Here is a 21,904-nt window from a genome sequence, read left to right as displayed (position 1 = left end):
GTTGCGGATCATGGGCAGCCTTCGCGCTGCCTTTTTGCTTTTCAGGAGGGGTCCAGATAATCGTAGCCGCCCCAATCCAGCGCGTAGGCGGTATGGTTGTCCGCGGTGCGGATGGGTTTGAGCAAGCCGTTTTGCTCCATGTAGACTAGATGCTCGTGAACGTCGTCCGCGCTGTATTCGCCGCCGGATTCGCGAGAGAGCGCTAGGAACAGTTTGTGTTCGTCCAGGTACTGGATGTGCATGGTCTGCAGCAGGCGCAGCGTGCGGAAAATCAAGGTTTCGTTGCGGGTCATGACAGCGGATATTTTATTTTTATGACTATTCATTTATCTGACACTTTAGTTTGGCGCGTCAAGAAATATGACATTATTGTTTCAAGGGACGGGCATGACGACAGAACGGCCTGACTCGCCTTGCATCGCTGTGTGTTCCACCGCGGTGGGCGACGATATCTGCCGCGGCTGCGCGCGCAGCTTCGATGAAATCTCGAATTGGTGTTTTATGGACGCGGAGGAGCGGGAACGGGTCTGGTTGCAACTGCCGCTGCGCCAGCGAGGGTTGAAGATCGCCGCGGTCTTCACTTGCCTGCCGGAGCTTCACCAAGTTGAGGACGGCGAGTGGATGAGCGTGCCTTGCCTGTCCTTATGGTTCCGCATGGATGGAGACTGCCTGTTTTGGCGAGAGAGGGAAGGTGCGGTTTGCCAGCGGGATTGCGCCGGCTGGAGCCCGGCGCAGGTTGCCGCCTTCCTGAGAGAGCAGGCAGGGGCTGAGCATCACTAGGAGGAGAGATGGCGCAGGACAGTTCTTTGACCGAGTTTTGGGATGTGCGTTATCGCGATGGCGTGACCCCTTGGGAGGGTGCGCAAACCAGTCCGGAGGCCTTGGCGTTTTTTCAGCGTCAGCCGGCTAGCCGAATCCTGCTTCCAGGCTGCGGCAGCGCCGGAGATTTACCCTTGTTGCTGGACTGCGGCCATCAGGTGTTGGCCATCGATTTCAGCGAGCAGGCCGTGGCGATCGCGCGCGCGCAATGGCCGCAGGCGGCCGCTCATATCCAGCAGGCTGATTTTTTCGCCGTCGAGCACGAGCCGCCTTTCGACGCGGTGTTTGAGCGTGCCTTTCTCTGCGCGCTGCCGCCACGCCTGCATACACGCTATGCGGAGCACATGGCTCGTTTGCTGCGCCCCGGCGGCGCGCTGGCGGGCGTGTTCTTCATCGCGGACACCCCGCGCGGCCCGCCGTTCGGCCTGAGCATATCGGCCTTGAGCGCTTTGCTGGAGCCGGCTTTCGTGTTGGAGAGCTGTCAGCCGCAGGAGGACGGCGTGCCGGTATTTGGCGGTCAGGAGTTCTGGATGGTGTGGAGAAGGCAACACGGAAGCGAAGATTTGTAATACATTGGCATTGCCTATTTGATGATAATCAATAGTCCGCCAACTATTCCAAAAACAAGGCCGCCATCGCTTAGGATGGCTGACTGAAGTCAATAAACAACAATAATTCTAGATAACAGCGGCAATCGGGTCCAAAGCGCCGGATGGCTCGGGGCCTGAATCAGGCGCTGAACAGGATTGCGGAGCAAGAGGAGAAGTCATGCAGTGGTTCTGGCGCGTGTATACCCTGGTGGAAAAGACTTTCTGGGATACGTTGACCAAGAAATTGTGCAGTTTCTTTTTTATCAGCCTGTTTCAGTTGGGCATGGTGGCTTATGTTTATTATGTTCTGGAAGACATTCGGAGCCTGCTGAAAGGGCAAGTCGCTTCGCCCCAAGTGTTGGCGGGCATCGAGTCCAGCATAGACGGAGCCCTGTTTTGGACGATGGCGTTGTGGATGGTCAGCTTCGTCTTCATTGCCTTTATGGTCTGGTATCTTCGTTTTTTGATTGTCCGGCCTCTAAAAATGATTATCCGGATTTTCAATGAAATAGGCGCCGGCGAGGGCGACCTGTCCAGAGACATTCCCACCATCACCCACGATGAAATCCGCGAACTGTCGCTGTCGTATAACCGTTTTCTGCTGAAAATGCGCGAAATCATCAGCAATGTGCGATTGATGACGGTGCGGATCGCGATGGATTCGGCGCGCACCCGAAAGAATGTGGTTGAGTCGCTGGAGGGGGCGCGCAAACAGGATCAGTTGGCGACACAAGTCCGGGCCGCCAGTGATCAGAGCACCGAGGGCGTGGGCCAGGTCACGGAGCAGACCCAGGCGATTTCATCCACCACCCTGGCCAACCTGGACGTGGCGCGGGAGTCCTACGCCGAGCTCAAGTCCGTGGCTGAGAGCATTTACGGCATTAATCAGAAGGTGGGCCATTTCAACCACACTGTGGATGATTTGAGCCAGCGCTCGTCCAGCATCAAGACCATTGTGGATCTGATCAAGGATGTGTCGGACCAGACCAATTTGTTGGCTTTGAACGCGGCGATCGAAGCGGCGCGGGCCGGCGAGAGCGGACGCGGTTTCGCCGTGGTGGCCGATGAAGTGCGCAAGCTGGCGGAGCGAGTCAAAAAAGCGACGGACGAGATTTCGCATAATATCGACGATATGCTGGGGCTGGTGTCGGAAACCCAGGTGGAAACCGCCCAGATCACCGAGGACACCAAGTCTGCTCGCGAAATCGTCTCCAAGGCGTCGGAGCATTTCAGCAAGATGATGGGAGACTTTGAAACAACGGCGAATAGTCTCAGTCAGATCGCCGCCACCATGTCGGAGTTCGTCGCCTCTAATGGACAGGTCAATCTTCATGTGGCGGAAATTCACGAGCTAGGTCATCAAGTGACGGACCGCCTGAACCATACGGAAGAGTCGGCCACCAAGCTGTCCGGCGCTGCGGAGCAGGTGCAGCAGTTAGTGGCGCGCTTCATTTTGGGCGAGGGCGAGTTCGACCAGATCATGCAGACGGCCCGGGGGGCGCGGGATGAGTTGCAAGCCATCATGACTGCGCAGCTGGCCGCGGGCGTACCGCTGTTCGATCAAAACTACCAGCCCATCGCTGGCGCCAAGCCTGCCAAGTTCCGCACGCAGTACGATGCCAAGCTGGAAAAGCTGATGCAGCCAGTGTACGACCGCGCCGCCAAGTCCGTGCCCGGCGGCGTGTTCTGTCTGGCGGTGGATACCAATGGCTACGCGCCGACTCACAATAGTTGGTATAGCCAGCCCTTGAGCGGGGATCCGGCCAAGGACTTGATCAATAGCCGAGACAAGCGCAAGTTTGCCGACGTCGCCGGCCTGCGCGCGGCTCGCAGCACACAATCCTTCCTGTTGCAGACGTACACCCGCGATACTGGAGAAGTGTTGTCGGAGGTAGTGCTGCCCATCATGCTGTCAGGCAAGCATTGGGGCGGCTTCCGACTGGGCTTCAACCCGGAGGAACTGCTGGAATCGCTTGGACGCGGAGCCGGCCGGAACTGATATGTTGTCGGGAGGAAGCAAAACAAAACGGAGGCCGCGGCCTCCGTTTTGTTTTGAGCTGTACTTCAAATTTGCAGCGGGGTCAGTAGAGTGACGACGCCCAGGCCGGCAAACAGCAGCGCGGCAATGGTGTGCACCATTTTTTGCGGCAACTTCTTCGCGGCCACCTCGCCCAAGAGCACCGCTGGCACATTGGCCAGCATCATGCCCAAAGTAGTGCCGGCCACCACCAGCAGCAAGGCGTCGGGAAAGCGCGCGGACAGGGCTACGGTGGCCAACTGCGTCTTATCGCCCATTTCCGCGATAAAGAAAGCGATACAGGTGGTGCCGAACACGCCAAACCGCTCCAGGAGCCGGCTATCTTCATCCAGCTTGTCCGGAATCAGCATCCAGCCCGCCATGGCGAGAAAGGAAAGACCCAGCCCCCAACGCATGAGATCCGGTCCAATCTTGCTCATTAGCCAGTGCCCTACCGCTGCGGCGGCGAAATGATTGAACAAAGTAGCGACGAAGATGCCGAGAACGATGGGAATAGGCTTGCGGTAGCGACCGGCCAGCATCAGGGCGAGCAATTGAGTTTTATCGCCGATTTCAGCCAGGGCGACGATTCCGGTGGAAATGAGAAAGGCTTCCATGAAGACTCCGGGGGCTGCGCATGCGCCATGACAAGCCCGCGCCGCAGCCCCGCGTTGCGCAGACATGTCATGGGTCTTGCCAAACGGAAGTTTTCGTCGCATGCACCATGGCCGTGACGGCCAAGCCTGTTGATGCATGCCGGCGCTGAAAATCGCGCCGAGGCTACTCCCCCAGAACCAGCAAATTCTAAATCAGTTGGCGTATCAGGGCAATCGGAGCGCTTTGAACCTGTTCACGATCTGCTACGCGTTGTGGAGCGTTACACGGTGAGTACGTCTTCGAAATACTCATGTGCCGTGTGTACGCTCCGCTTTCTCAGCCTGTTTCGCCTTGTCTCGCTCTTACTCGCGAGACTTTGGGCAGGCGCTTAGAGTTGAGATGTGCACTGAGGGCAGCGAGAAGCCTTTTCCGGAATATTGGATGCGCAGAACGGGCACTCTTTGGTGGCGGGAGCCGGCGCGGCGGCGGCAGGCTCTTCGCGCTTCAGCCGATTGATGGCCTTGACCAGCATGAAAATAGCGAAGGCCACTATGGTGAAGCTGACCATGGCGTTGATGAACAGGCCGATATTCAGCGTGACGGCGCCGGCTTGCTTGGCCGCGGCCACCGACACATAAGGTCCAAGCTGCTTGCTGCCCTCTTTTAGTACGAAGAACATATTGGAGAAATCGACATTGCCGACCAGCAGGCCGATGGGGGGCATGATCACATCGTCGACCAGCGATTTGACGATGGCGCCGAAGGCGCCGCCGATAACCACGCCGACCGCCAAGTCGATGACATTGCCTTTCATGGCAAATTCTTTGAATTCTTTGATAATGGACATGGTTAACCTCTGTTTAAATAGCGTTAAGCATTATAAGGTATTCAATTGCCGGCGCTCCACCTCAAGCGCATTCTCAAGCAAGCGAACGTGGACGAACGGGCAGGCTGCCAAGTAGAGCCCCGCCAAGAATCAGCACGATGGCGGTTATTGCAATAGCGTTCAATTGCCCTTGGCCGGTGCTTATCAGCAGCAGGGTGGACAGCAAGGGCGTGGCATAGGACAAGGAGCCAATCTGTCTGGGGTCGCCCTCCTTCAGCGCGCGGTCCCATAGGAAGAAGGCGCCGCCCATCGGGCCGATTCCCAGCAGGATCAAGGCCAACCATTGACCAGCGCTGGGGGCGACGTTGGGTTCGAACAGGGCGTGGCATAGTAGGGAAAGCAAGCCGGACAGCAGGCAGAACCCGCCGACCGCGCTATTGGGGAAGCTGGGCAGCCTGCGCGTCAGCAGGCTAAAAGTCGACCACACAACGGCGGCGCCGATGGCCAGCAGATAACCGACAAGATAGTTGCTGGACAAGGCGAGCTTGCCTCCGCTGACAATCAGCGCCGCTCCGCTGAAACCCAGCGCGCCGGCCAGAATGTGACGGCCGTGCAGTATGGTGCCGGGAACCAGGATGGGCGCGAGCATCACGATCAACAAGGGCCATAGATAGTTCAGCAGATTGGCTTCCATGGCCGGCGCGTGCCGAAATGCGAAGAACAGCAAGAAATGGTAGCCGAACAAGCCATAGATTCCGACCAGTAAGGTGCGCGGCGGCACTTTCCAGTCGCGGCAATGGCGGATACTGAGCAGGCTGCCGATCAACAGGCAAACGCCAACCACGAAAAATGGGGGAAGCGAGCGGGTTTGGGTGCCAAGCGTGGCCAGCGAAGCCCATAGCAAGATAGCGCCGCCGGCAAAAGCAATCGGTTTGGAAATCATTATTATTCCAATGGGGAAGGTGGGCCGATTGTAAAACGGAAGCTGAAATGGAAAAAGCCACAATCCGGCGATTGTGGCTTTTGGAAACTTGGCTCCCCGAGCAGGGCTCGAACCTGCGACCTGCGGATTAACAGTCCGTCGCTCTACCAACTGAGCTATCAGGGATCATCATTCAGTGATGCTGTCTTGTTTTGGCTCCCCGAGCAGGGCTCGAACCTGCGACCTGCGGATTAACAGTCCGTCGCTCTACCAACTGAGCTATCAGGGAATGGAAAACAAGCAATTCTCAAACAGGGCCGTAATGGCTCCCCGAGCAGGGCTCGAACCTGCGACCTGCGGATTAACAGTCCGTCGCTCTACCAACTGAGCTATCAGGGATTTGAGTGAGGGCGAACTATAGCTTCAGCCTGTCGGGCTGTCAACACTTGCGCGGCTGAAAATCGCTTGGGCCCGCCAAGCGGCGCGAAGGCGGGGCATGCGCCGGCAATTCATCGCTGGCGAAGGGGGGCTGCGGCGCGTTAAAATTTCGTTTGTTGACCATGCGGGAATAGCCGCGTTTTTGAGGTGGGTTAAATGAATCTGGACGGGAAGCTCACGCTGGATGCGCGCGCGCAGCGGGCAAATAAAGATGCGGTGGAAATGAATGTTCATCTGCGGCAGTTGGACTCATTGCGCGCCGGCGTCGCAATATCGATTTTGGATAAGCACAAAGTCATCCAGGTGACGGGAGAGGACGCAGAGGCCTTTTTACAAGGGCAGCTTTCTAGCGATGTGCGTGAGTTGTCGGATGAAAACCGCGCTCAGTACAGCAGTTACTCTACGGCCAAAGGAAGGATGCTGGCCAGTTTTCTGGTTTGGCGTTGCGATGGAACTTATTACCTGGCGGTATCTGCGGATTTGGCCGATTACGTGGCCAAGCGCTTGAGCATGTTTGTGCTGCGCTCCAAGGTGAAGGTATCGATTGCGGATAACCTGACTTTGATAGGCCTTGCGGGCAAGGCGGCCTTGGCGGCGCTGACGATCGAGTCCGCATTGGCGTCAACACCGGGGCCGCGAGAGATGGTTCGGGTTGAGCCGGGCCTGTTGATAGGCTTGCCCGGGACAGGCTGGGTGCTGGTTGTGGACGAGGCAGGCGCAGAGTGGGTGGGGGAAAAGCTGACGGACGACGCCAGCCTGATTTCTTCCGGTGTTTGGGAATGGCGGGATATCGACGCGGGTATTCCTTGGGTCCATCTGGCGACTCAGGAGCAATTTGTGCCGCAGATGGCGAATATGGAGTTGATTGGAGGGGTGAGCTTTAAGAAAGGCTGCTACCCGGGGCAGGAAATCGTCGCCAGATCGCAGTATTTGGGAAAATTGAAGCGTCGTTTGTTCAAAGTAGCATTTAAACAGCCGCTTGCCATCGGCGCTAAACTCTATAGCCCATCTGTAGCGGGTCAGTCGATTGGCATGTTGTCGGCGGTTTGCCAAGTGGCTCCGGAACAATATGAAGGTTTGGCAGTTGTTCAATTTCAAGCTTGGGAAGAGGGTATTTATGCTGATGAGGCCTATACAATAAGGCTTCAGCAACTGGACTTGCCCTATTCCTTGAATGAGGGGCTTGAGAATTAATTGATAATTTCTGTTTTGTTTCCTTGACTTGAGTAGAAAGGCTTGGCTACATTATCATCTGTAATGCACCACTACTCTTACAATATATTTGGGAACATGCTAATGGAACTGTCGAAATTGGATTTTACCCAGCTGGTGGCTCTGCGCGCCGATGTCGAAGCTGAAATCAAGCGCCGCGAAAGCGAAGAAAAGTCCAAAGCCAAGAAACAAATCATTGAGCTTGCTCGCGCTTACGGCCTGAGCGTTGAAGAAGTACTGGGCAAAACCGGCGGCGTGCGCAAGCCGGTGGAAGCCAAGTACCGTCACCCGGTTAGCCCGGAACTGACCTGGACCGGTCGCGGCCGTAAGCCGGTGTGGGTACAAGAGTGGATCTCCAGCGGCAAAGCGCTGGAAGCTCTGGCTATCTAAGCAAACAGCAGGTTTGCAATGAATTTCAAAAGCGCCTGTCATGGGCGCTTTTTCTTTATCTGACGGCCAGCGGTCCAGCTTGAGGCTTGCTATAAATGGATGTAGCGTTCAAGCTGTTTCGTGTAGTGATTGAAATGTGCTGACATTGTCTTGAGAGTGGGCGGCTATGCTGGATTTTTTTTCAAGAGGGGCTAAAGGTCGCTCCGATCCTTTGGCTAGCGCGGAAGCGGCCAGGGAGTTTGTGGCGGCTTTGAAGAAGGAACACGGTGCGGCCGCGCATGAGCGCGTGGTGGCATTGCTGTCGCCATTGGAGTTGGATTGGCACAATATTTCAGTGGATCGCGTCGAAGCGCTGCTAGCGCTCAACCAAGAGACGGAATCGCTACATGAAAACCTCTGCGCGCAATACTTGCTGAATACGCGCATGCCCAAAGCGCTGGAAGCGCAGCTCAGAAGCCAGATACTGGCGTACGGAAAATGCTTTATAGATAGCTATCAGCATGTGCTGACTGTCGACGCCGACTCGGTTGAGGGTGCCAAAGTGCTGACCCTATTGCCCATCGTGCTGGCGCGAATGATGTTCTATCTTGGCGAGCATGCGCGCTGGCACTGGATCCGGAGTTTTAATCCGGAGGAGGCTTTTTGGCTGGGAGTAAACCAACTCTATTGGTTTGCAGAGCACCATGGTTGCGATTCCGTGCCGGTGTTTTTATTCGGAGATGGCCAGCCGGCGACCACGGTTCAGGATCAATTTCTCATCTTGCATATGCTCGCCGTGTTGACTGGGGGCAATCTTAGCGCCAGACAGTTGCACTTTGCCTATCAACTGCTGCAGGTTTTGAGTAACCGAATGTCTTTGACGCGTGCATGCGCGGAATATTCGAGTTTTGCGGTCTCTTTAAAAGGACCTCATCCCGCGGCGAGAGTGACAGGCGGTTTGGTGGATGAGGCCGCCCGCTATTGGGGTACGACGGACTTGGTCGAGATTCTGCACGGCTGGAGCATTGTGCTGGATGCCGGCAGAGTGCCGCCCGAAATCAAAAGAATGATGGAACCGGGTATCGACGCCAATACCCTGCGCGCTTTGATGCGTGAGTGGTCTCCCCAGCAAATGCGTTTCGAGAGAGCTGAACGAGTGCCTGTTTCCGGTCAGAGCATAGAAGTAGCGTATCGCCTGCCTGTGCTGCACCGTTTGATTCGGAGTGTGGACGAGGCCAAGCAAACGGGCTCGCTGGAAGAGGGTAACTTCGATGATGCTGCCAATATCCGTATTTATGGCTTCGTTACCACGAGGAAGCGGGATAAGGGGGCTCCCATCCCTGGGCTCGCCTCGGCTGGGGAGGCCGTATCTCCGCCGGCCAAAGAGGAGTTTTCGCGTTGGGAGGTAGATAATGTCAGCCAAACCGGGCTTGGCGTTACCCTTGGCGCGATGGGGAATGAATGGGTGGGCTTGGGCGCGCTGATTGGCTTTCGCGAGAAGTCGGTGGATGGTTGGAGCTTGGGCGTGGTGCGTCGAGTGAAGCGGAACTCTGCGGATCAGATCTATCTGGGAGTTGAAACCCTGAGCCGAAGACCCGTGGCGGCTTCGTTGCGGCCAACCGATGTGAGATTGATCGATCCGACGCTGCCGCCTGAGCAAGTTTGGCTGGCAGGGCATATCGCCTTGTTCGTGCCTTGTCAGCGTTCGGGCAAGGTGGTCAACGCTTTGCTGCTGCCGCTCTCCTTATATGTATTGGGCAAAGAGTTCTACATGACGGCCAAGGGTAAGCATTTTCAGCTTTCCTTAGGCAAGGTAATGGATAAGGGCAGCGATTGGTGTCTGAGCGAGGTGGAGTTGGTCCAGGCTTTGGAAAGGCTGCCGGTTTTGCCGTGACTTCCATCATTTAGGATGGAGTCGAACACGGGTCGAAGCCAAGCTTCGGCCCGTTTTTCATGGATAGTCGGGACATGGGGCGGGGGTTGGCAAATACCCTTTATGGATATTCGTTGCCGCATCAAGGGTTTGCCCGGCATGGGGCGTTGTTGTTGAGGTTTTTGTCGCAAAAGGTGTTGACGGGTTTAGGGTCGTGACGTATAGTTCGCCTCCTCAGCAGACAACGCAGCGACGGAAACGAAGCGCAGCGATCTGCACCGATCTTTAACAGAACGAATAACCGATAGGTGTAAGTGCTCGGTCGATGACCAAACACTTGCACTGCAAGACGAGAAATGTCTCGATGTTTCTTTGATCTTGCGTGCCAGAAAATTTGCTTGGAATTGAACTGAAGAGTTTGATCCTGGCTCAGATTGAACGCTGGCGGCATGCTTTACACATGCAAGTCGAACGGTAACAGGGTGCTTGCACCGCTGACGAGTGGCGAACGGGTGAGTAATGCATCGGAATGTACCGTGTAATGGGGGATAGCTCGGCGAAAGCCGGATTAATACCGCATACGCCCTGAGGGGGAAAGTGGGGGACCGTAAGGCCTCACGTTATACGAGCAGCCGATGTCTGATTAGCTAGTTGGTGGGGTAAAGGCTCACCAAGGCGACGATCAGTAGCGGGTCTGAGAGGATGATCCGCCACACTGGGACTGAGACACGGCCCAGACTCCTACGGGAGGCAGCAGTGGGGAATTTTGGACAATGGGCGCAAGCCTGATCCAGCCATGCCGCGTGTCTGAAGAAGGCCTTCGGGTTGTAAAGGACTTTTGTCCGGGAGCAAATCCCAGTGGTTAATACCTACTGGGGCTGAGAGTACCGGAAGAATAAGCACCGGCTAACTACGTGCCAGCAGCCGCGGTAATACGTAGGGTGCAAGCGTTAATCGGAATTACTGGGCGTAAAGCGTGCGCAGGCGGTTGTGCAAGTCTGATGTGAAAGCCCCGGGCTTAACCTGGGAACGGCATTGGAGACTGCACGACTAGAGTGCGTCAGAGGGGGGTAGAATTCCGCGTGTAGCAGTGAAATGCGTAGAGATGCGGAGGAATACCGATGGCGAAGGCAGCCCCCTGGGATGACACTGACGCTCATGCACGAAAGCGTGGGGAGCAAACAGGATTAGATACCCTGGTAGTCCACGCCCTAAACGATGTCAACTAGCTGTTGGGGGTTTGAATCCTTGGTAGCGAAGCTAACGCGAGAAGTTGACCGCCTGGGGAGTACGGCCGCAAGGTTAAAACTCAAAGGAATTGACGGGGACCCGCACAAGCGGTGGATGATGTGGATTAATTCGATGCAACGCGAAAAACCTTACCTGGTCTTGACATGTAACGAACGCTGCAGAGATGTGGCGGTGCCCGAAAGGGAGCGTTAACACAGGTGCTGCATGGCTGTCGTCAGCTCGTGTCGTGAGATGTTGGGTTAAGTCCCGCAACGAGCGCAACCCTTGCCATTAGTTGCCATCATTAAGTTGGGCACTCTAATGGGACTGCCGGTGACAAACCGGAGGAAGGTGGGGATGACGTCAAGTCCTCATGGCCCTTATGACCAGGGCTTCACACGTCATACAATGGTCGGTACAGAGGGTCGCGAAGCCGCGAGGTGGAGCCAATCTCATAAAACCGATCGTAGTCCGGATCGCACTCTGCAACTCGAGTGCGTGAAGTCGGAATCGCTAGTAATCGCAGATCAGCATGCTGCGGTGAATACGTTCCCGGGTCTTGTACACACCGCCCGTCACACCATGGGAGTGAGTTTCACCAGAAGTGGGTAGGCTAACCGTAAGGAGGCCGCTTACCACGGTGGGATTCATGACTGGGGTGAAGTCGTAACAAGGTAGCCGTAGGGGAACCTGCGGCTGGATCACCTCCTTTCTAGAGAAGGTTGTTGATCGAGTACTTACAGCCTATCGGTTATTTGTAGTTAAGGGCGTGTCAGCCAGCGATGGCTGACCGAGAAATGGGTTTGTAGCTCAGCTGGTTAGAGCACCGTCTTGATAAGGCGGGGGTCGTTGGTTCGAGTCCAACCAGACCCACCAAGAATTTGCGTAGCGATACGTAATTTTTGGCTTAGGCAAGGCGCGAAATAGCGAAATGTACAATTGTACATGAGTTGTTGAGCAACGCTGCATAAGGCAAAAAGAGGGGGATTAGCTCAGTTGGGAGAGCACCTGCTTTGCAAGCAGGGGGTCGTCGGTTCGATCCCGTCATCCTCCACCACAACTCAAACACAAGCGAGTTTGCAAAACAGCTTGGTTGTGTTTGCGTTGTATTTTTAACGCCCGATCTTTAACAAACTGAAGAAGCCGAATATATAAAGACGGCGAGAAAGACGATGGAGTTAAGTCTTCATTGGCTGGATCGTCATCTTGGGTATTTGATTGTATCTAGGCTACGTCGCCATATCAAAAGGGGCGGTGTAGTCGTCGCACAAACACAACTTGTTGTTTTAGTGATCCAGGTTACTGAAATGATAGGGTCAAGCGACTAAGTGCATCTGGTGGATGCCTTGGCGATCATAGGCGAAGAAGGACGTGTAAGCCTGCGAAAAGCGCGGGGGAGCTGGCAATAGAGCTTTGATCCCGCGATGTCCGAATGGGGAAACCCCTCCGCAAGGAGATCCCGTGCTGAATACATAGGCACGAGGAGGCGAACGCAGCGAACTGAAACATCTAAGTAGCTGCAGGAAAAGAAATCAACCGAGATTCCGTTAGTAGTGGCGAGCGAACGCGGAAGAGCCTGTACGTGTTATGGATTGTGTTAGTGGAAGGTTCATGGAAAGGACTGCCATAGTGGGTGATAGCCCCGTACACGAAAACGCATTCCAAGGACTAGGCGTACGATAAGTAGGGCGGGACACGAGAAATCCTGTCTGAAGATGGGGGGACCATCCTCCAAGGCTAAATACTCATGATCGACCGATAGTGAACCAGTACCGTGAGGGAAAGGCGAAAAGAACCCCGGGAGGGGAGTGAAATAGAACCTGAAACCGGATGCATACAAACAGTGGGAGCGGACTTGTTCCGTGACTGCGTACCTTTTGTATAATGGGTCAGCGACTTACGTTCAGTAGCGAGCTTAACCGAATAGGGGAGGCGTAGGGAAACCGAGTCCGAATAGGGCGATTTAGTTGCTGGGCGTAGACCCGAAACCGAGTGATCTATCCATGGCCAGGATGAAGGTGCGGTAACACGCACTGGAGGTCCGAACCCACTAGTGTTGCAAAACTAGGGGATGAGCTGTGGATAGGGGTGAAAGGCTAAACAAACTCGGAGATAGCTGGTTCTCCCCGAAAACTATTTAGGTAGTGCCTCATGTATCACTTCCGGGGGTAAAGCACTGTTATGGCTAGGGGGTCATTGCGATTTACCAAACCATGGCAAACTCTGAATACCGGAAAGTGCGAGCATGGGAGACAGACGGTGGGTGCTAACGTCCATCGTCAAGAGGGAAACAACCCAGACCGCCAGCTAAGGTCCCAAATGATCAGTTAAGTGGTAAACGAAGTGGGAAGGCCTAGACAGCCAGGATGTTGGCTTAGAAGCAGCCATCATTTAAAGAAAGCGTAATAGCTCACTGGTCGAGTCGTCCTGCGCGGAAGATGTAACGGGGCTCAAACTGATAACCGAAGCTGCGGATTTGCACGTAAGTGCAGATGGTAGGGGAGCGTTCTGTAGGTCTGAGAAGGTGTCTCGTAAGGGATGCTGGAGATATCAGAAGTGCGAATGCTGACATGAGTAGCGATAAAGCGGGTGAAAAGCCCGCTCGCCGAAAGCCCAAGGTTTCCTACGCAACGTTCATCGGCGTAGGGTGAGTCGGCCCCTAAGGCGAGGCTGAAAAGCGTAGTCGATGGGAAACGGGTTAAAATTCCCGTACTTTTATGCAGTGCGATGTGGGGACGGAGAAGGTTAGGTCATCAGACTGTTGGAATAGTCTGTTTAAGCCGGTAGGCTGGGGAGGTAGGCAAATCCGCCTTCCCTTAAGGCCGAGACGTGATGACGAGGGTCTACGGACCTGAAGTGACTGATACCACGCTTCCAGGAAAAGCCACTAAGCTTCAGCTGCATAAGAACCGTACCGCAAACCGACACAGGTGGGCAGGATGAGAATTCTAAGGCGCTTGAGAGAACTCAGGAGAAGGAACTCGGCAAATTGATACCGTAACTTCGGGAGAAGGTATGCCTCTTAGAGTGAATCCCCTGCGGGAGGAGCTTTGAGAGGTCGCAGAGAATCGGTGGCTGCGACTGTTTAACAAAAACACAGCACTGTGCCAACACGAAAGTGGACGTATACGGTGTGACGCCTGCCCGGTGCTGGAAGGTTAAGTGATGGGGTGCAAGCTCTTGATCGAAGCCCCAGTAAACGGCGGCCGTAACTATAACGGTCCTAAGGTAGCGAAATTCCTTGTCGGGTAAGTTCCGACCCGCACGAATGGCGTAACGATGGCCACACTGTCTCCTCCTGAGACTCAGCGAAGTTGAAGTGTTTGTGAAGATGCAATCTCCCCGCTGCTAGACGGAAAGACCCCGTGAACCTTTACTGTAGCTTTGCATTGGACTTTGAACAGACTTGTGTAGGATAGGTGGGAGGCTATGAAGTGGGAACGCTAGTTCTCATGGAGCCGTCCTTGAAATACCACCCTGGTGTGTTTGAGGTTCTAACCTTGGTCCGTGATCCGGATTGGGGACAGTGCATGGTAGGCAGTTTGACTGGGGCGGTCTCCTCCCAAAGTGTAACGGAGGAGTTCGAAGGTTACCTAGGTACGGTCGGAAATCGTGCTGATAGTGCAATGGCAAAAGGTAGCTTAACTGCGAGACCGACAAGTCGAGCAGGTGCGAAAGCAGGACATAGTGATCCGGTGGTTCTGAATGGAAGGGCCATCGCTCAACGGATAAAAGGTACTCCGGGGATAACAGGCTGATACCGCCCAAGAGTTCACATCGACGGCGGTGTTTGGCACCTCGATGTCGGCTCATCACATCCTGGGGCTGTAGCCGGTCCCAAGGGTATGGCTGTTCGCCATTTAAAGTGGTACGTGAGCTGGGTTCAAAACGTCGTGAGACAGTTTGGTCCCTATCTGCAGTGGGCGTTGGAAGTTTGACGGGGGCTGCTCCTAGTACGAGAGGACCGGAGTGGACGCACCTCTGGTGTACCGGTTGTGACGCCAGTCGCATTGCCGGGTAGCTAAGTGCGGAAGAGATAACCGCTGAAAGCATCTAAGCGGGAAACTCGCCTGAAGATGAGACTTCCCTGAGGGCTTGACCCTCCTGAAGAGTCGTTCGAGACCAGGACGTTGATAGGTCGGGTGTGGAAGCGCTGTGAGGCGTTAAGCTAACCGATACTAATTGCTCGTGAGGCTTGATCCTATCATTTGAGTGGCTTGGGAGACTGAGCGACGAGGTGTGGATGTGCGACACAATTGAATACCGAATATATGTGGGTTGATAGAGTATCAGCCCAGGCTTCTTCTAGTTTGTACCAGTTTATGTCTGGTGGCCATAGCGAGGTGGTCCCACGCCTTCCCATCCCGAACAGGACCGTGAAACGCCTTAGCGCCGATGATAGTGTGGCATTCGCCATGTGAAAGTAGGACACCGCCAGACGCCCGATTGCGAAGCCCAGCTCAGACGAGTTGGGCTTTTGCATTGGTGTTCGGATCTTGCCAAGCCTCCCCATGGGAGGCTTTCGTGCGTCTGGGGCGCGCTGGAGGCTGAATAAGCACAACGGCAGTGCCGTTTTGTTTACTTATTTTTTGGGCTTGACGGGTTTGACCGCTGCGGGTTTTTCGGTTGGGCTTTCCGGCTTTTTCACCTGTTTATCCGGTGCGATCTCGGTCAGCAACTGCTCCAGCAGTTTGCTGCGAGAGGCGATGTGATGATCGAAGCGCCAGTCTTTCAGTAGATCAATGGCGACGTCGAAATAACGCATGTCGATATCGTAGAGCAGGCTTAGATCGAAAGAGCGGCCCATTTCCAATGCGGTCGCCAGTTCCTTGAGCACTTGCATTTGCTGCGGGTCGTGTCCTTCTTCGATGAAACGACGTATTTTTTTGGCGGCATTCATGGGGGAAGCTCCCTTGTTGGCAATGTGCCTATCTTAGCCAATGTCGTCGGGGCTGTAACTTGCATTGGCGCAAAGCCGGACCGTCTCGCCGCTTTCCCCCCTCTACTGTGTTGTTCCTTTCTCGAATACCACCCAAAAGAACTATTTCGATTAGATCGTTTTTCCTTGTCCTTGCCCACGTCTGGCGAATGGGTTTTCCTTCACGCCGGCAGTATGGTGTGAATATGGAATTGGACTGGTCGGCCGCCTGGTCGCAGAGGGAGAAAAGATGACATCCGCGGCATATAAGCAGTACTCGGTGCTGGCCGTCAGCACTTTTGCTTTCACCGTCTGTTTCATGGTTTGGATGATGATGGGCGTGGTGGGCATTCCCGTGAAGCAGCAGCTGGGTCTGAATGAGACCGAGTTTGGGATTCTGGTGGCGATGCCGGTCTTGTCCGGCTCGCTGGTGCGGGTGCCGTTGGGCATTTGGACCGATCGTTATGGCGGTAGGGTTGTTTTGTTCTGCCTGATACTGAGCACGGTGCTGCCGATTTACCTGATGGAGTACGCCTCCCAATATTGGCATTTCTTGCTGATTGGTTTGTTCATCGGTTTGGCCGGCGGCAGCTTCTCCGTGGGTACGCCCTATGTGGCGCGTTGGTTCGACGCGCGGCATCAGGGAATGGCGATGGGGGTGTTCGGAGCGGGCAACTCAGGCGCGGCGGTGAACAAATTCGTGGCGCCGGCTTTGATCGCGCTGGGCGGCTGGACGCTGGTGCCCCAGGTTTACGCCGGGGTGATGCTGGTCACGGCACTGCTGTTTTGGTTTTGCAGTTATCACAGCCCTGCGCATTTGAGCGGCGGAGGCCAGCGTTTCATCGATCAATTGCGGGTGATGCGCGACCCTAGGGTTTGGCGCTACTCACAGTATTACTCGGTGGTGTTTGGCGGCTATGTGGGTTTGTCGCTGTGGCTGACCAAGTACTTTGTAGGCGAATACGGCTTTGATATGAAAACCGCCGCCTTTCTCGCTGCCTGTTTTTCCTTGCCCGGCGGCGTGCTGCGTGCGATCGGTGGCTGGATGTCGGACCGCTTCGGCGCATATCGCACGACGTGGTGGGTGATGTGGGTGTTGTGGGTGTGCTTCTTCATTTTGTCCTATCCGCAGACCCAGATGGTAGTGGCCACCGTCAAGGGGCCTTGGAGCTTGCATATCGGTCTGAACTCGGTGTTGTTCACTGCGATTTTGTTCATCGCCGGCGTGGCGATGGCCGTGGGTAAAGCATCGGTGTTCAAGTTCATCGCTAATGATTTTCCAGACAACATCGGCGCGGTGTCCGGCGTGGTGGGGCTGGCCGGCGGCTTGGCCGGTTTCGTGTTGCCGATTTTGTTTGGCGTGCTAGTGGATCTGGCGGGGGTGCGTTCCAGCTGCTTCATGTTGCTGTACGGCACAGTCTGCGTCAGCTTGGTCTGGATGCATTACTCGTTCAAGCCGGTGGCGGAGGAGGGTTTGCGCCGGGCTGCGGCTGGTCGTTGAGTGTGAGTTGAATGGCGGTGCTTTGACGCGAGCCGCCTTTAAAAGATTGTCAAATAGCGCTGGTCTGGCCATGACTCGGGCCGGCGGGGAGGGTGAGTCATGTCTTATGTCATCAAACGGTGGGAGCCGGAAAACGCCGAGTTCTGGCAACAGAAAGGTCAGAGCATTGCACGGCGCAATTTGTGGATTTCGATCCCGTGTCTCACGCTGGCTTTCGTTATTTCAGTATTGTGGAGCGTGGTGACTTTGAACCTGCCGAACGCGGGGTTCAACTACACCAAGGATCAACTGTTCTTGCTGACGGCCTTGCCCGCGCTGTCCGGCGCGACCTTGCGCATTTTTTATTCCTTCATGCCATCCATTGTCGGGGGGCGTAAATGGACGACCTTGTCCACCGCCTCGCTGTTGATCCCGGCGGTATGGCTGGGCTTTGCGGTGCAGGATCCGACGACGTCTTATCCGGTGATGCTGGCGATCGCCTTGCTGTGCGGGTTGGGCAGCGGGAATTTCGCCAGTTCTATGGCTAATATCGCTTACTTTTTCCCCAAGGCGCAGAAAGGCGCGGCGAACGGTTTGAACGCCGGTTTCGGCAACCTCGGCGTGTCCTTGGCTCAGTTTGTGATTCCGTTGGTGGTGACTGGCGGCATGTTCGGCGCCTTTGGCGGTGATGCGCAGCATTATGTCAAGGATGGGGTGGAGAAGAGCCTGTGGTTGCAGAACGCCGGCTTCGTCTGGGTTCCCTTCATCGTCTTGGCCACGGCGGCTGCTTGGTTCGGCATGAATGATTTGGCCGACGCCAAGGCCTCGTTTACCGAGCAGGCCGTGATTTTCCGCCGTAAGCATAATTGGCTGATGTGTTGGCTGTACATTGGCACTTTCGGCAGCTTCATCGGTTTTGCCGGTGCCTTCGCTCTGTTGACCAAAACCCAGTTTCCTGAGGTGCCGGTGGCCAAGTTCGCTTTTATCGGCCCCTTGCTCGGCGCTCTGGTGCGTCCTATCGGCGGTGTGATTTCCGACAAGCTCGGCGGCGCGCGGGTGACGCTGTGGGTGTTCGCGGTGATGGCCTTGGCTGTGGTGGGGGTGTTGCATTTTCTGCCCGCGCATGACGCGACCGGTCAATTGAGCGGCGGTAGTTTTGCCGGTTTCTTCACTATGTTCCTGTTGCTGTTCACCATGGCCGGCGTGGGCAATGGCTCGACTTACCGAATGATTCCGACCATCTTCACTACGGGCCGGCTGCGTGCTGCGGCAGGCCGAGGCGAAGAGGCGCGCAAGCAGGCCGAGGCGGATGGGGTTAAGGAATCGGCCGCGGCCGGCGGTTTCATCAGCGCCATAGGCGCCTATGGCGGCTATTTCATTCCGCAAAGCTTTGGCGCGTCAATGAAGGCGACCGGCGGGGCGGAGCCGGCGCTGCTGTGTTTCATTGTTTTTTATATCAGCTGCATGGTTTTGTGCTGGTGGTTCTATGCGCGCAAGAACGCTGAAGTGAGTTGCTGATAAGCTAAGGCAGGAAGCAGAGCCGGCGGGGCGTCGAGACGATGCCTCGCCGGTTTGTCGTTTATCGGCTTGATGGGGATGGCGGCGGCTTGGTTTGTGTTTGGGGCGGGGCTGAGCTCGGGGAACGCTCAGGGTAGTTTGACGATGTAGTTGGGCCCGCCTTCCCGCGCTTTTTGCAGGGCTTCGTTCAAGCGTTCCAGCATGGGTTTGGGGGTGTTTTCACTGCCGCGCAGAGCGCTCAGTCCTACGCAGGCCGCCGCTTTGCGTTCTTCTCCCTGGTACACGAAACTCAACTGGCGCAGCGATTTGATGAGTCTGCGAGCCAGTTCGTTGGCCCCGCTTACCCCGGTGTTGGGCAGCAGAATGATGAAGGCGTCGTCTTCTCGCCGGGCGACGAGGTCGCTGTCGCGCGTGCTTTGCAGGCAGAGGCTGCTGGCGAGGCGCAGCAAGTGGCGATGAGCCGAACCTTCGTCAAGCTCCGGCATCGGTTCCGGCACGTTCATCAAACTGAGGATCAAGCCGGAGACGGCGCCGCCGTAGCGACGCGCGCGGCCGGTTTCGGCGTGAGCGGCGGACAGCAGGCGGTGCATGCCGGCCACGCCGGTTAGCTTGTCGTCATCGGTCAGTTTGTCTTCCGCGCGCAGGCTTTTCATCAGGCTGATCGAGCGCTCTACTAAATTACGCTCAAAATCCAGCAACTGGCTCATCACCTTGGTCTCTGTGCGGTCGCTGAAGCTGTAGATCAGCATGAGCGCGCCTTCCAACTCCACCTCGCGCAGCGATAGCTGTACCTCGAAGCAGCGACCGCCGCTGGCTTGCAAGGTTAGCGAGCGGTTGTAAATCATGCTGGTGCGGCGCAGTTCGCCGGCCAGTAGTTCGGCGTCGGCGGGGTCCGGCAGGAAACGGGAAAAGGGTTGTCCAATCAGGTCGCTGTGCGGAGTGGCCAGCAGGATGGCCGCCAACTGATTGGCGCTGACGATCTGGCCATCGGCGGGAAGCGCTATGATCAGGGCGCCTTGTACGGTGTCGATCAGCGATTGAAAGGCTTGCAGTATCGCCATAGGGCTCTCCGTAAGTCGTGTGAGGCCGGCGAGTTCGCATCAGGCGTGGCCAGACGCGTAGCAATGGGGCCGCTGTCTAAAAACCTGTTCAAAGTCCGCTGCGCTTCGTGAAGCGTCGCACTGTGAGTACAAGCTCAAAATGCTCGTGTACCACTCGACCATTCCGCTGTCTCAGCCGCTTTCGTCTTGTCTCGCCTTAGCTCGCGAGATCGTAAACACGTTCTAAGTGTATTCCCTGAGTACAGATATTTCATGCTCAACTTGTTGGCCGGGACTTGGCTTGCTTATCTTTGCCGGGAAATGACCGTGCTTATCCTGGAAATCAGAATTAATTGCCTGCGTACGCTGGAAATTGTCATCAATCATGGTAAATTCGTGTTTGTACGCAAAATACACTAGCGAGAACCGTAGTCCGTCGCCACCCCTGACGCGGCTTTCGGCCCGCCCACACGGCGGTTTTCTCTCCCTTGCCCGGCTTGCCGGGTCCCTTCCGTTCGCTCCCGGGCTTCATGATCTGGCCTGGCGCGGGCAGCGCCTTGTCGGCGCAAAACAGCACCTTTGCCGCTGCGGCGATCGCGTTTGGGCGCGGGCGTCGATTTCGGCGATTCAAAAACAAATATTCGGACAAAGAAGCAGACTGCATTATGGCAAGATCACAATGGGGCTCGCGCCTCGGTTTCATCCTCGCCGCCGCCGGTTCGGCCATCGGGCTGGGGGCAATCTGGAAATTTCCCTACGTCGCCGCAACCAATGGCGGTGGCGCCTTCTTGTTTATTTACCTCGGCATCTGCCTGACGCTGGGCCTGGCGCTGATGCTGGCCGAAATGGCGCTGGGCCGCGCGTCCAAGGCCGGCGCCGTTGGCGCCTTCCGCCAGCTGGCAGGCGGAGGCTGGCCCATCATCGGCTATATGAGCGTTTTGGTGTGTTTCCTGATTCTGTCTTTCTATAGCGTGGTGGGTGGCTGGACCATCGCCTACATCGTCAAGGCGCTGGGGGGCGGCATCATGACGTCGGACGCCAAGACCCTGGGCGCCATTTTCAGCGGCTTCATCAGCGACCCGCTGGAGCCTATCGCCTACCATGCCGGCTTCGCCTTGTTGACCGTGTGGGTGGTGGCCGGCGGTGTGCAGAAGGGCATCGAGAACCTATCGAAGTTTCTGATGCCGGCCTTGTTTGTGCTGATGTTGGTGTTGATTGCCCGAGGCCTGACGCTGCCCGGGGCTTGGGACGGCGTGAAGTATTTCGTGGCTCCGGACTTTTCCAAGGTCAGCAGCGCCATGTTGGTGGACGCGCTTGGCCTGGCTTTCTTCTCGCTGTCGCTGGGCTTGGGCATCATGATCACCTACGGCTCCTATGTGAGCAAGGAATCCAATCTGCTGGGGTCGGCGTTGTGGGTGATCCTGCTGACGGTGGCGACGTGCTTCCTCGCGGGTCTGATGGTGCTGCCGGCGGTTTTCGCTTTCGGTTTCGATCCGTCCGCTGGTCCGGGCCTGACCTTCATCACCATGCCGGCGGTGTTCGCCCATCTGCCGTTGGGCCAGCTGTTCGCGGTGATGTTCTTCTGCCTGCTGCTGCTGGCGGCGCTGACCTCCTCGGTGTCCCTGCTGGAGGTGGTGACCAGTTTCGCGATCGACGAGTTCGGCCTCAAGCGTGGCCAGGCGGCCTGGGTGATGACGCTGGGGATCTTCCTGCTGGGCATTCCGGCGTCCTTGTCCCTGGGGGTGTGGAGCGAATACCAGTTGTTCGGCATGGGCTTCTTCGATCTGCTGGACTACCTGACCTCCAAGCTGCTGATGCCGCTGGGTGAACTGCTGCTGGCCTTGTTTGTTGGCTGGAAGGCGTGGCCGGTGGTGCGCCGCGAGCTGGCCGGCGAGGGCGCCGGCCGCCGCATGCGGTTGATGCGCGGCTTCTGCATGGCGATGGCGCCGGCTTTGATCGGCTGGATCATGGTGGCCAGCCTGCGCGCCGGTTAACCCGGTCTGAGCGCTCGCTCATGACGAGCCCGCCGCGAGCAGCGGCGGGCTTTGCGCTACA

At 56.3% G+C, this 21,904-nt stretch carries 15 protein-coding genes, 5 tRNA genes, 3 rRNA genes and 1 riboswitch; of the genes, 14 read left to right on the top strand and 9 right to left on the bottom strand.

Translation table 11 applies throughout. The annotated features are described in order from the left end of the window. Positions 1-41 precede the first annotated feature (41 nt). Entirely contained in the window at positions 42-293 is a 252-nt protein-coding gene (locus DXT74_RS19855; protein WP_019104139.1) for a hypothetical protein, read from the bottom strand. 94 nt (positions 294-387) lie between these two features. On the opposite strand from DXT74_RS19855, the gene DXT74_RS19850 reads away from it, so the two are divergent. From DXT74_RS19850 to DXT74_RS19840, 3 genes are all read left to right on the top strand, one after another. After that, positions 388-780: a DUF1289 domain-containing protein gene (locus DXT74_RS19850; protein ID WP_196783792.1), complete on the top strand. Its 393-nt coding sequence runs from the start codon at positions 388-390 to the stop codon at positions 778-780. Between the two features lie 8 nt (positions 781-788). After that, a complete protein-coding gene (locus tag DXT74_RS19845; protein WP_114153011.1) occupies positions 789-1,388 on the top strand; it encodes a methyltransferase domain-containing protein in 600 nt (199 codons plus the stop codon). Positions 1,389-1,587: 199 nt separating this feature from the next. Further along, complete coding sequence (locus DXT74_RS19840; protein ID WP_019104142.1) at positions 1,588-3,408, top strand: methyl-accepting chemotaxis protein; 1,821 nt, start codon at positions 1,588-1,590, stop codon at positions 3,406-3,408. 65 nt (positions 3,409-3,473) lie between these two features. Here the strand turns inward: DXT74_RS19840 and DXT74_RS19835 are convergent, their stop codons facing one another. The 6 genes from DXT74_RS19835 to DXT74_RS19810 all read right to left on the bottom strand — a co-directional run bounded on the left by DXT74_RS19835 (position 3,474) and on the right by DXT74_RS19810 (position 6,170). Further along, a complete protein-coding gene (locus tag DXT74_RS19835; protein ID WP_194426839.1) occupies positions 3,474-4,043 on the bottom strand; it encodes a TMEM165/GDT1 family protein in 570 nt (189 codons plus the stop codon). Positions 4,044-4,053: 10 nt separating this feature from the next. Continuing rightward, positions 4,054-4,227: riboswitch (yybP-ykoY riboswitch) on the bottom strand. Positions 4,228-4,411: 184 nt separating this feature from the next. After that, positions 4,412-4,870: a large conductance mechanosensitive channel protein MscL gene (gene mscL, locus DXT74_RS19830; protein ID WP_019104144.1), complete on the bottom strand. Its 459-nt coding sequence runs from the start codon at positions 4,868-4,870 to the stop codon at positions 4,412-4,414. A gap of 73 nt (positions 4,871-4,943) precedes the next feature. Continuing rightward, the gene (locus DXT74_RS19825; RefSeq protein WP_043635760.1) at positions 4,944-5,792 is read right to left on the bottom strand and encodes a DMT family transporter; all 849 of its coding nucleotides are present in this window, start codon (positions 5,790-5,792) and stop codon (positions 4,944-4,946) included. 89 nt (positions 5,793-5,881) lie between these two features. Further along, positions 5,882-5,957, bottom strand: a tRNA-Asn gene (locus DXT74_RS19820). A gap of 27 nt (positions 5,958-5,984) precedes the next feature. After that, positions 5,985-6,060: transfer RNA gene (locus DXT74_RS19815), tRNA-Asn, on the bottom strand. A gap of 34 nt (positions 6,061-6,094) precedes the next feature. Next, a tRNA-Asn gene (locus DXT74_RS19810) sits at positions 6,095-6,170 on the bottom strand. A gap of 195 nt (positions 6,171-6,365) precedes the next feature. Between DXT74_RS19810 and DXT74_RS19805 the strand changes: the two genes are divergently transcribed. The 8 genes from DXT74_RS19805 to rrf all read left to right on the top strand — a co-directional run bounded on the left by DXT74_RS19805 (position 6,366) and on the right by rrf (position 15,333). Beyond that, positions 6,366-7,403, top strand: a complete 1,038-nt coding sequence (locus DXT74_RS19805) for a folate-binding protein YgfZ (RefSeq protein WP_194426838.1) — start codon at positions 6,366-6,368, stop codon at positions 7,401-7,403. Between the two features lie 102 nt (positions 7,404-7,505). Next, complete coding sequence (locus tag DXT74_RS19800; protein ID WP_019103433.1) at positions 7,506-7,811, top strand: H-NS family nucleoid-associated regulatory protein; 306 nt, start codon at positions 7,506-7,508, stop codon at positions 7,809-7,811. 166 nt (positions 7,812-7,977) lie between these two features. Then, positions 7,978-9,684: a hypothetical protein gene (locus DXT74_RS19795; protein WP_194426837.1), complete on the top strand. Its 1,707-nt coding sequence runs from the start codon at positions 7,978-7,980 to the stop codon at positions 9,682-9,684. Positions 9,685-10,069: 385 nt separating this feature from the next. Further along, a 16S ribosomal RNA gene (locus tag DXT74_RS19790) occupies positions 10,070-11,605 on the top strand. A gap of 87 nt (positions 11,606-11,692) precedes the next feature. Further along, positions 11,693-11,769: transfer RNA gene (locus tag DXT74_RS19785), tRNA-Ile, on the top strand. Positions 11,770-11,874: 105 nt separating this feature from the next. Beyond that, positions 11,875-11,950 (top strand) — tRNA-Ala (locus DXT74_RS19780). 257 nt (positions 11,951-12,207) lie between these two features. Continuing rightward, positions 12,208-15,096 (top strand): 23S ribosomal RNA (locus DXT74_RS19775). Between the two features lie 122 nt (positions 15,097-15,218). Then, positions 15,219-15,333, top strand: a 5S ribosomal RNA gene (gene rrf / locus DXT74_RS19770). The 16S, 23S and 5S rRNA genes sit together here with 2 tRNA genes alongside, the layout of an rRNA operon. 142 nt (positions 15,334-15,475) lie before the next feature. Here rrf and DXT74_RS19765 read toward each other — a convergent pair. Then, positions 15,476-15,793 carry a hypothetical protein gene (locus DXT74_RS19765; protein WP_019103283.1) on the bottom strand — a complete coding sequence of 106 codons (318 nt, stop codon included), beginning with the start codon at positions 15,791-15,793 and terminating at the stop codon, positions 15,476-15,478. 268 nt (positions 15,794-16,061) lie between these two features. Here DXT74_RS19765 and DXT74_RS19760 point away from each other — a divergent pair, with 268 nt between their 5' ends. Further along, positions 16,062-17,312 (top strand): nitrate/nitrite transporter, encoded by a 1,251-nt coding sequence (locus DXT74_RS19760; protein ID WP_194426836.1) that lies wholly within the window; start codon positions 16,062-16,064, stop codon positions 17,310-17,312. A 99-nt stretch (positions 17,313-17,411) separates the two neighbouring features. Then, entirely contained in the window at positions 17,412-18,809 is a 1,398-nt protein-coding gene (locus DXT74_RS19755) for a NarK family nitrate/nitrite MFS transporter (protein WP_194426835.1), read from the top strand. A gap of 128 nt (positions 18,810-18,937) precedes the next feature. Here the strand turns inward: DXT74_RS19755 and DXT74_RS19750 are convergent, their stop codons facing one another. Next, positions 18,938-19,870 carry a sensor domain-containing diguanylate cyclase gene (locus tag DXT74_RS19750; RefSeq protein ID WP_043641101.1) on the bottom strand — a complete coding sequence of 311 codons (933 nt, stop codon included), beginning with the start codon at positions 19,868-19,870 and terminating at the stop codon, positions 18,938-18,940. Between the two features lie 644 nt (positions 19,871-20,514). On the opposite strand from DXT74_RS19750, the gene DXT74_RS19745 reads away from it, so the two are divergent. Next, positions 20,515-21,843, top strand: a complete 1,329-nt coding sequence (locus DXT74_RS19745) for a sodium-dependent transporter (RefSeq protein ID WP_043641099.1) — start codon at positions 20,515-20,517, stop codon at positions 21,841-21,843. Positions 21,844-21,904 lie beyond the last annotated feature (61 nt).

The organism is Chromobacterium sp. Rain0013 (assembly GCF_015291765.1).
GTDB lineage: Bacteria > Pseudomonadota > Gammaproteobacteria > Burkholderiales > Chromobacteriaceae > Chromobacterium > Chromobacterium haemolyticum.
This window is presented reverse-complemented; position numbering and strand designations above follow the sequence as displayed.

Coding starts and splice junctions, on each gene's coding strand:
- DXT74_RS19855 (WP_019104139.1), bottom strand. CDS start 293: ATGACCCGCAACGAAACCTTGATTTTCCGCACGCTGCGCCTGCTGCAG.
- DXT74_RS19795 (WP_194426837.1), top strand. CDS start 7,978: ATGCTGGATTTTTTTTCAAGAGGGGCTAAAGGTCGCTCCGATCCTTTG.
- DXT74_RS19845 (WP_114153011.1), top strand. CDS start 789: ATGGCGCAGGACAGTTCTTTGACCGAGTTTTGGGATGTGCGTTATCGC.
- DXT74_RS19840 (WP_019104142.1), top strand. CDS start 1,588: ATGCAGTGGTTCTGGCGCGTGTATACCCTGGTGGAAAAGACTTTCTGG.
- DXT74_RS19800 (WP_019103433.1), top strand. CDS start 7,506: ATGGAACTGTCGAAATTGGATTTTACCCAGCTGGTGGCTCTGCGCGCC.
- DXT74_RS19745 (WP_043641099.1), top strand. CDS start 20,515: ATGGCAAGATCACAATGGGGCTCGCGCCTCGGTTTCATCCTCGCCGCC.
- DXT74_RS19805 (WP_194426838.1), top strand. CDS start 6,366: ATGAATCTGGACGGGAAGCTCACGCTGGATGCGCGCGCGCAGCGGGCA.
- DXT74_RS19755 (WP_194426835.1), top strand. CDS start 17,412: ATGTCTTATGTCATCAAACGGTGGGAGCCGGAAAACGCCGAGTTCTGG.
- mscL (WP_019104144.1), bottom strand. CDS start 4,870: ATGTCCATTATCAAAGAATTCAAAGAATTTGCCATGAAAGGCAATGTC.
- DXT74_RS19835 (WP_194426839.1), bottom strand. CDS start 4,043: ATGGAAGCCTTTCTCATTTCCACCGGAATCGTCGCCCTGGCTGAAATC.
- DXT74_RS19850 (WP_196783792.1), top strand. CDS start 388: ATGACGACAGAACGGCCTGACTCGCCTTGCATCGCTGTGTGTTCCACC.
- DXT74_RS19750 (WP_043641101.1), bottom strand. CDS start 19,870: ATGGCGATACTGCAAGCCTTTCAATCGCTGATCGACACCGTACAAGGC.
- DXT74_RS19825 (WP_043635760.1), bottom strand. CDS start 5,792: ATGATTTCCAAACCGATTGCTTTTGCCGGCGGCGCTATCTTGCTATGG.
- DXT74_RS19765 (WP_019103283.1), bottom strand. CDS start 15,793: ATGAATGCCGCCAAAAAAATACGTCGTTTCATCGAAGAAGGACACGAC.
- DXT74_RS19760 (WP_194426836.1), top strand. CDS start 16,062: ATGACATCCGCGGCATATAAGCAGTACTCGGTGCTGGCCGTCAGCACT.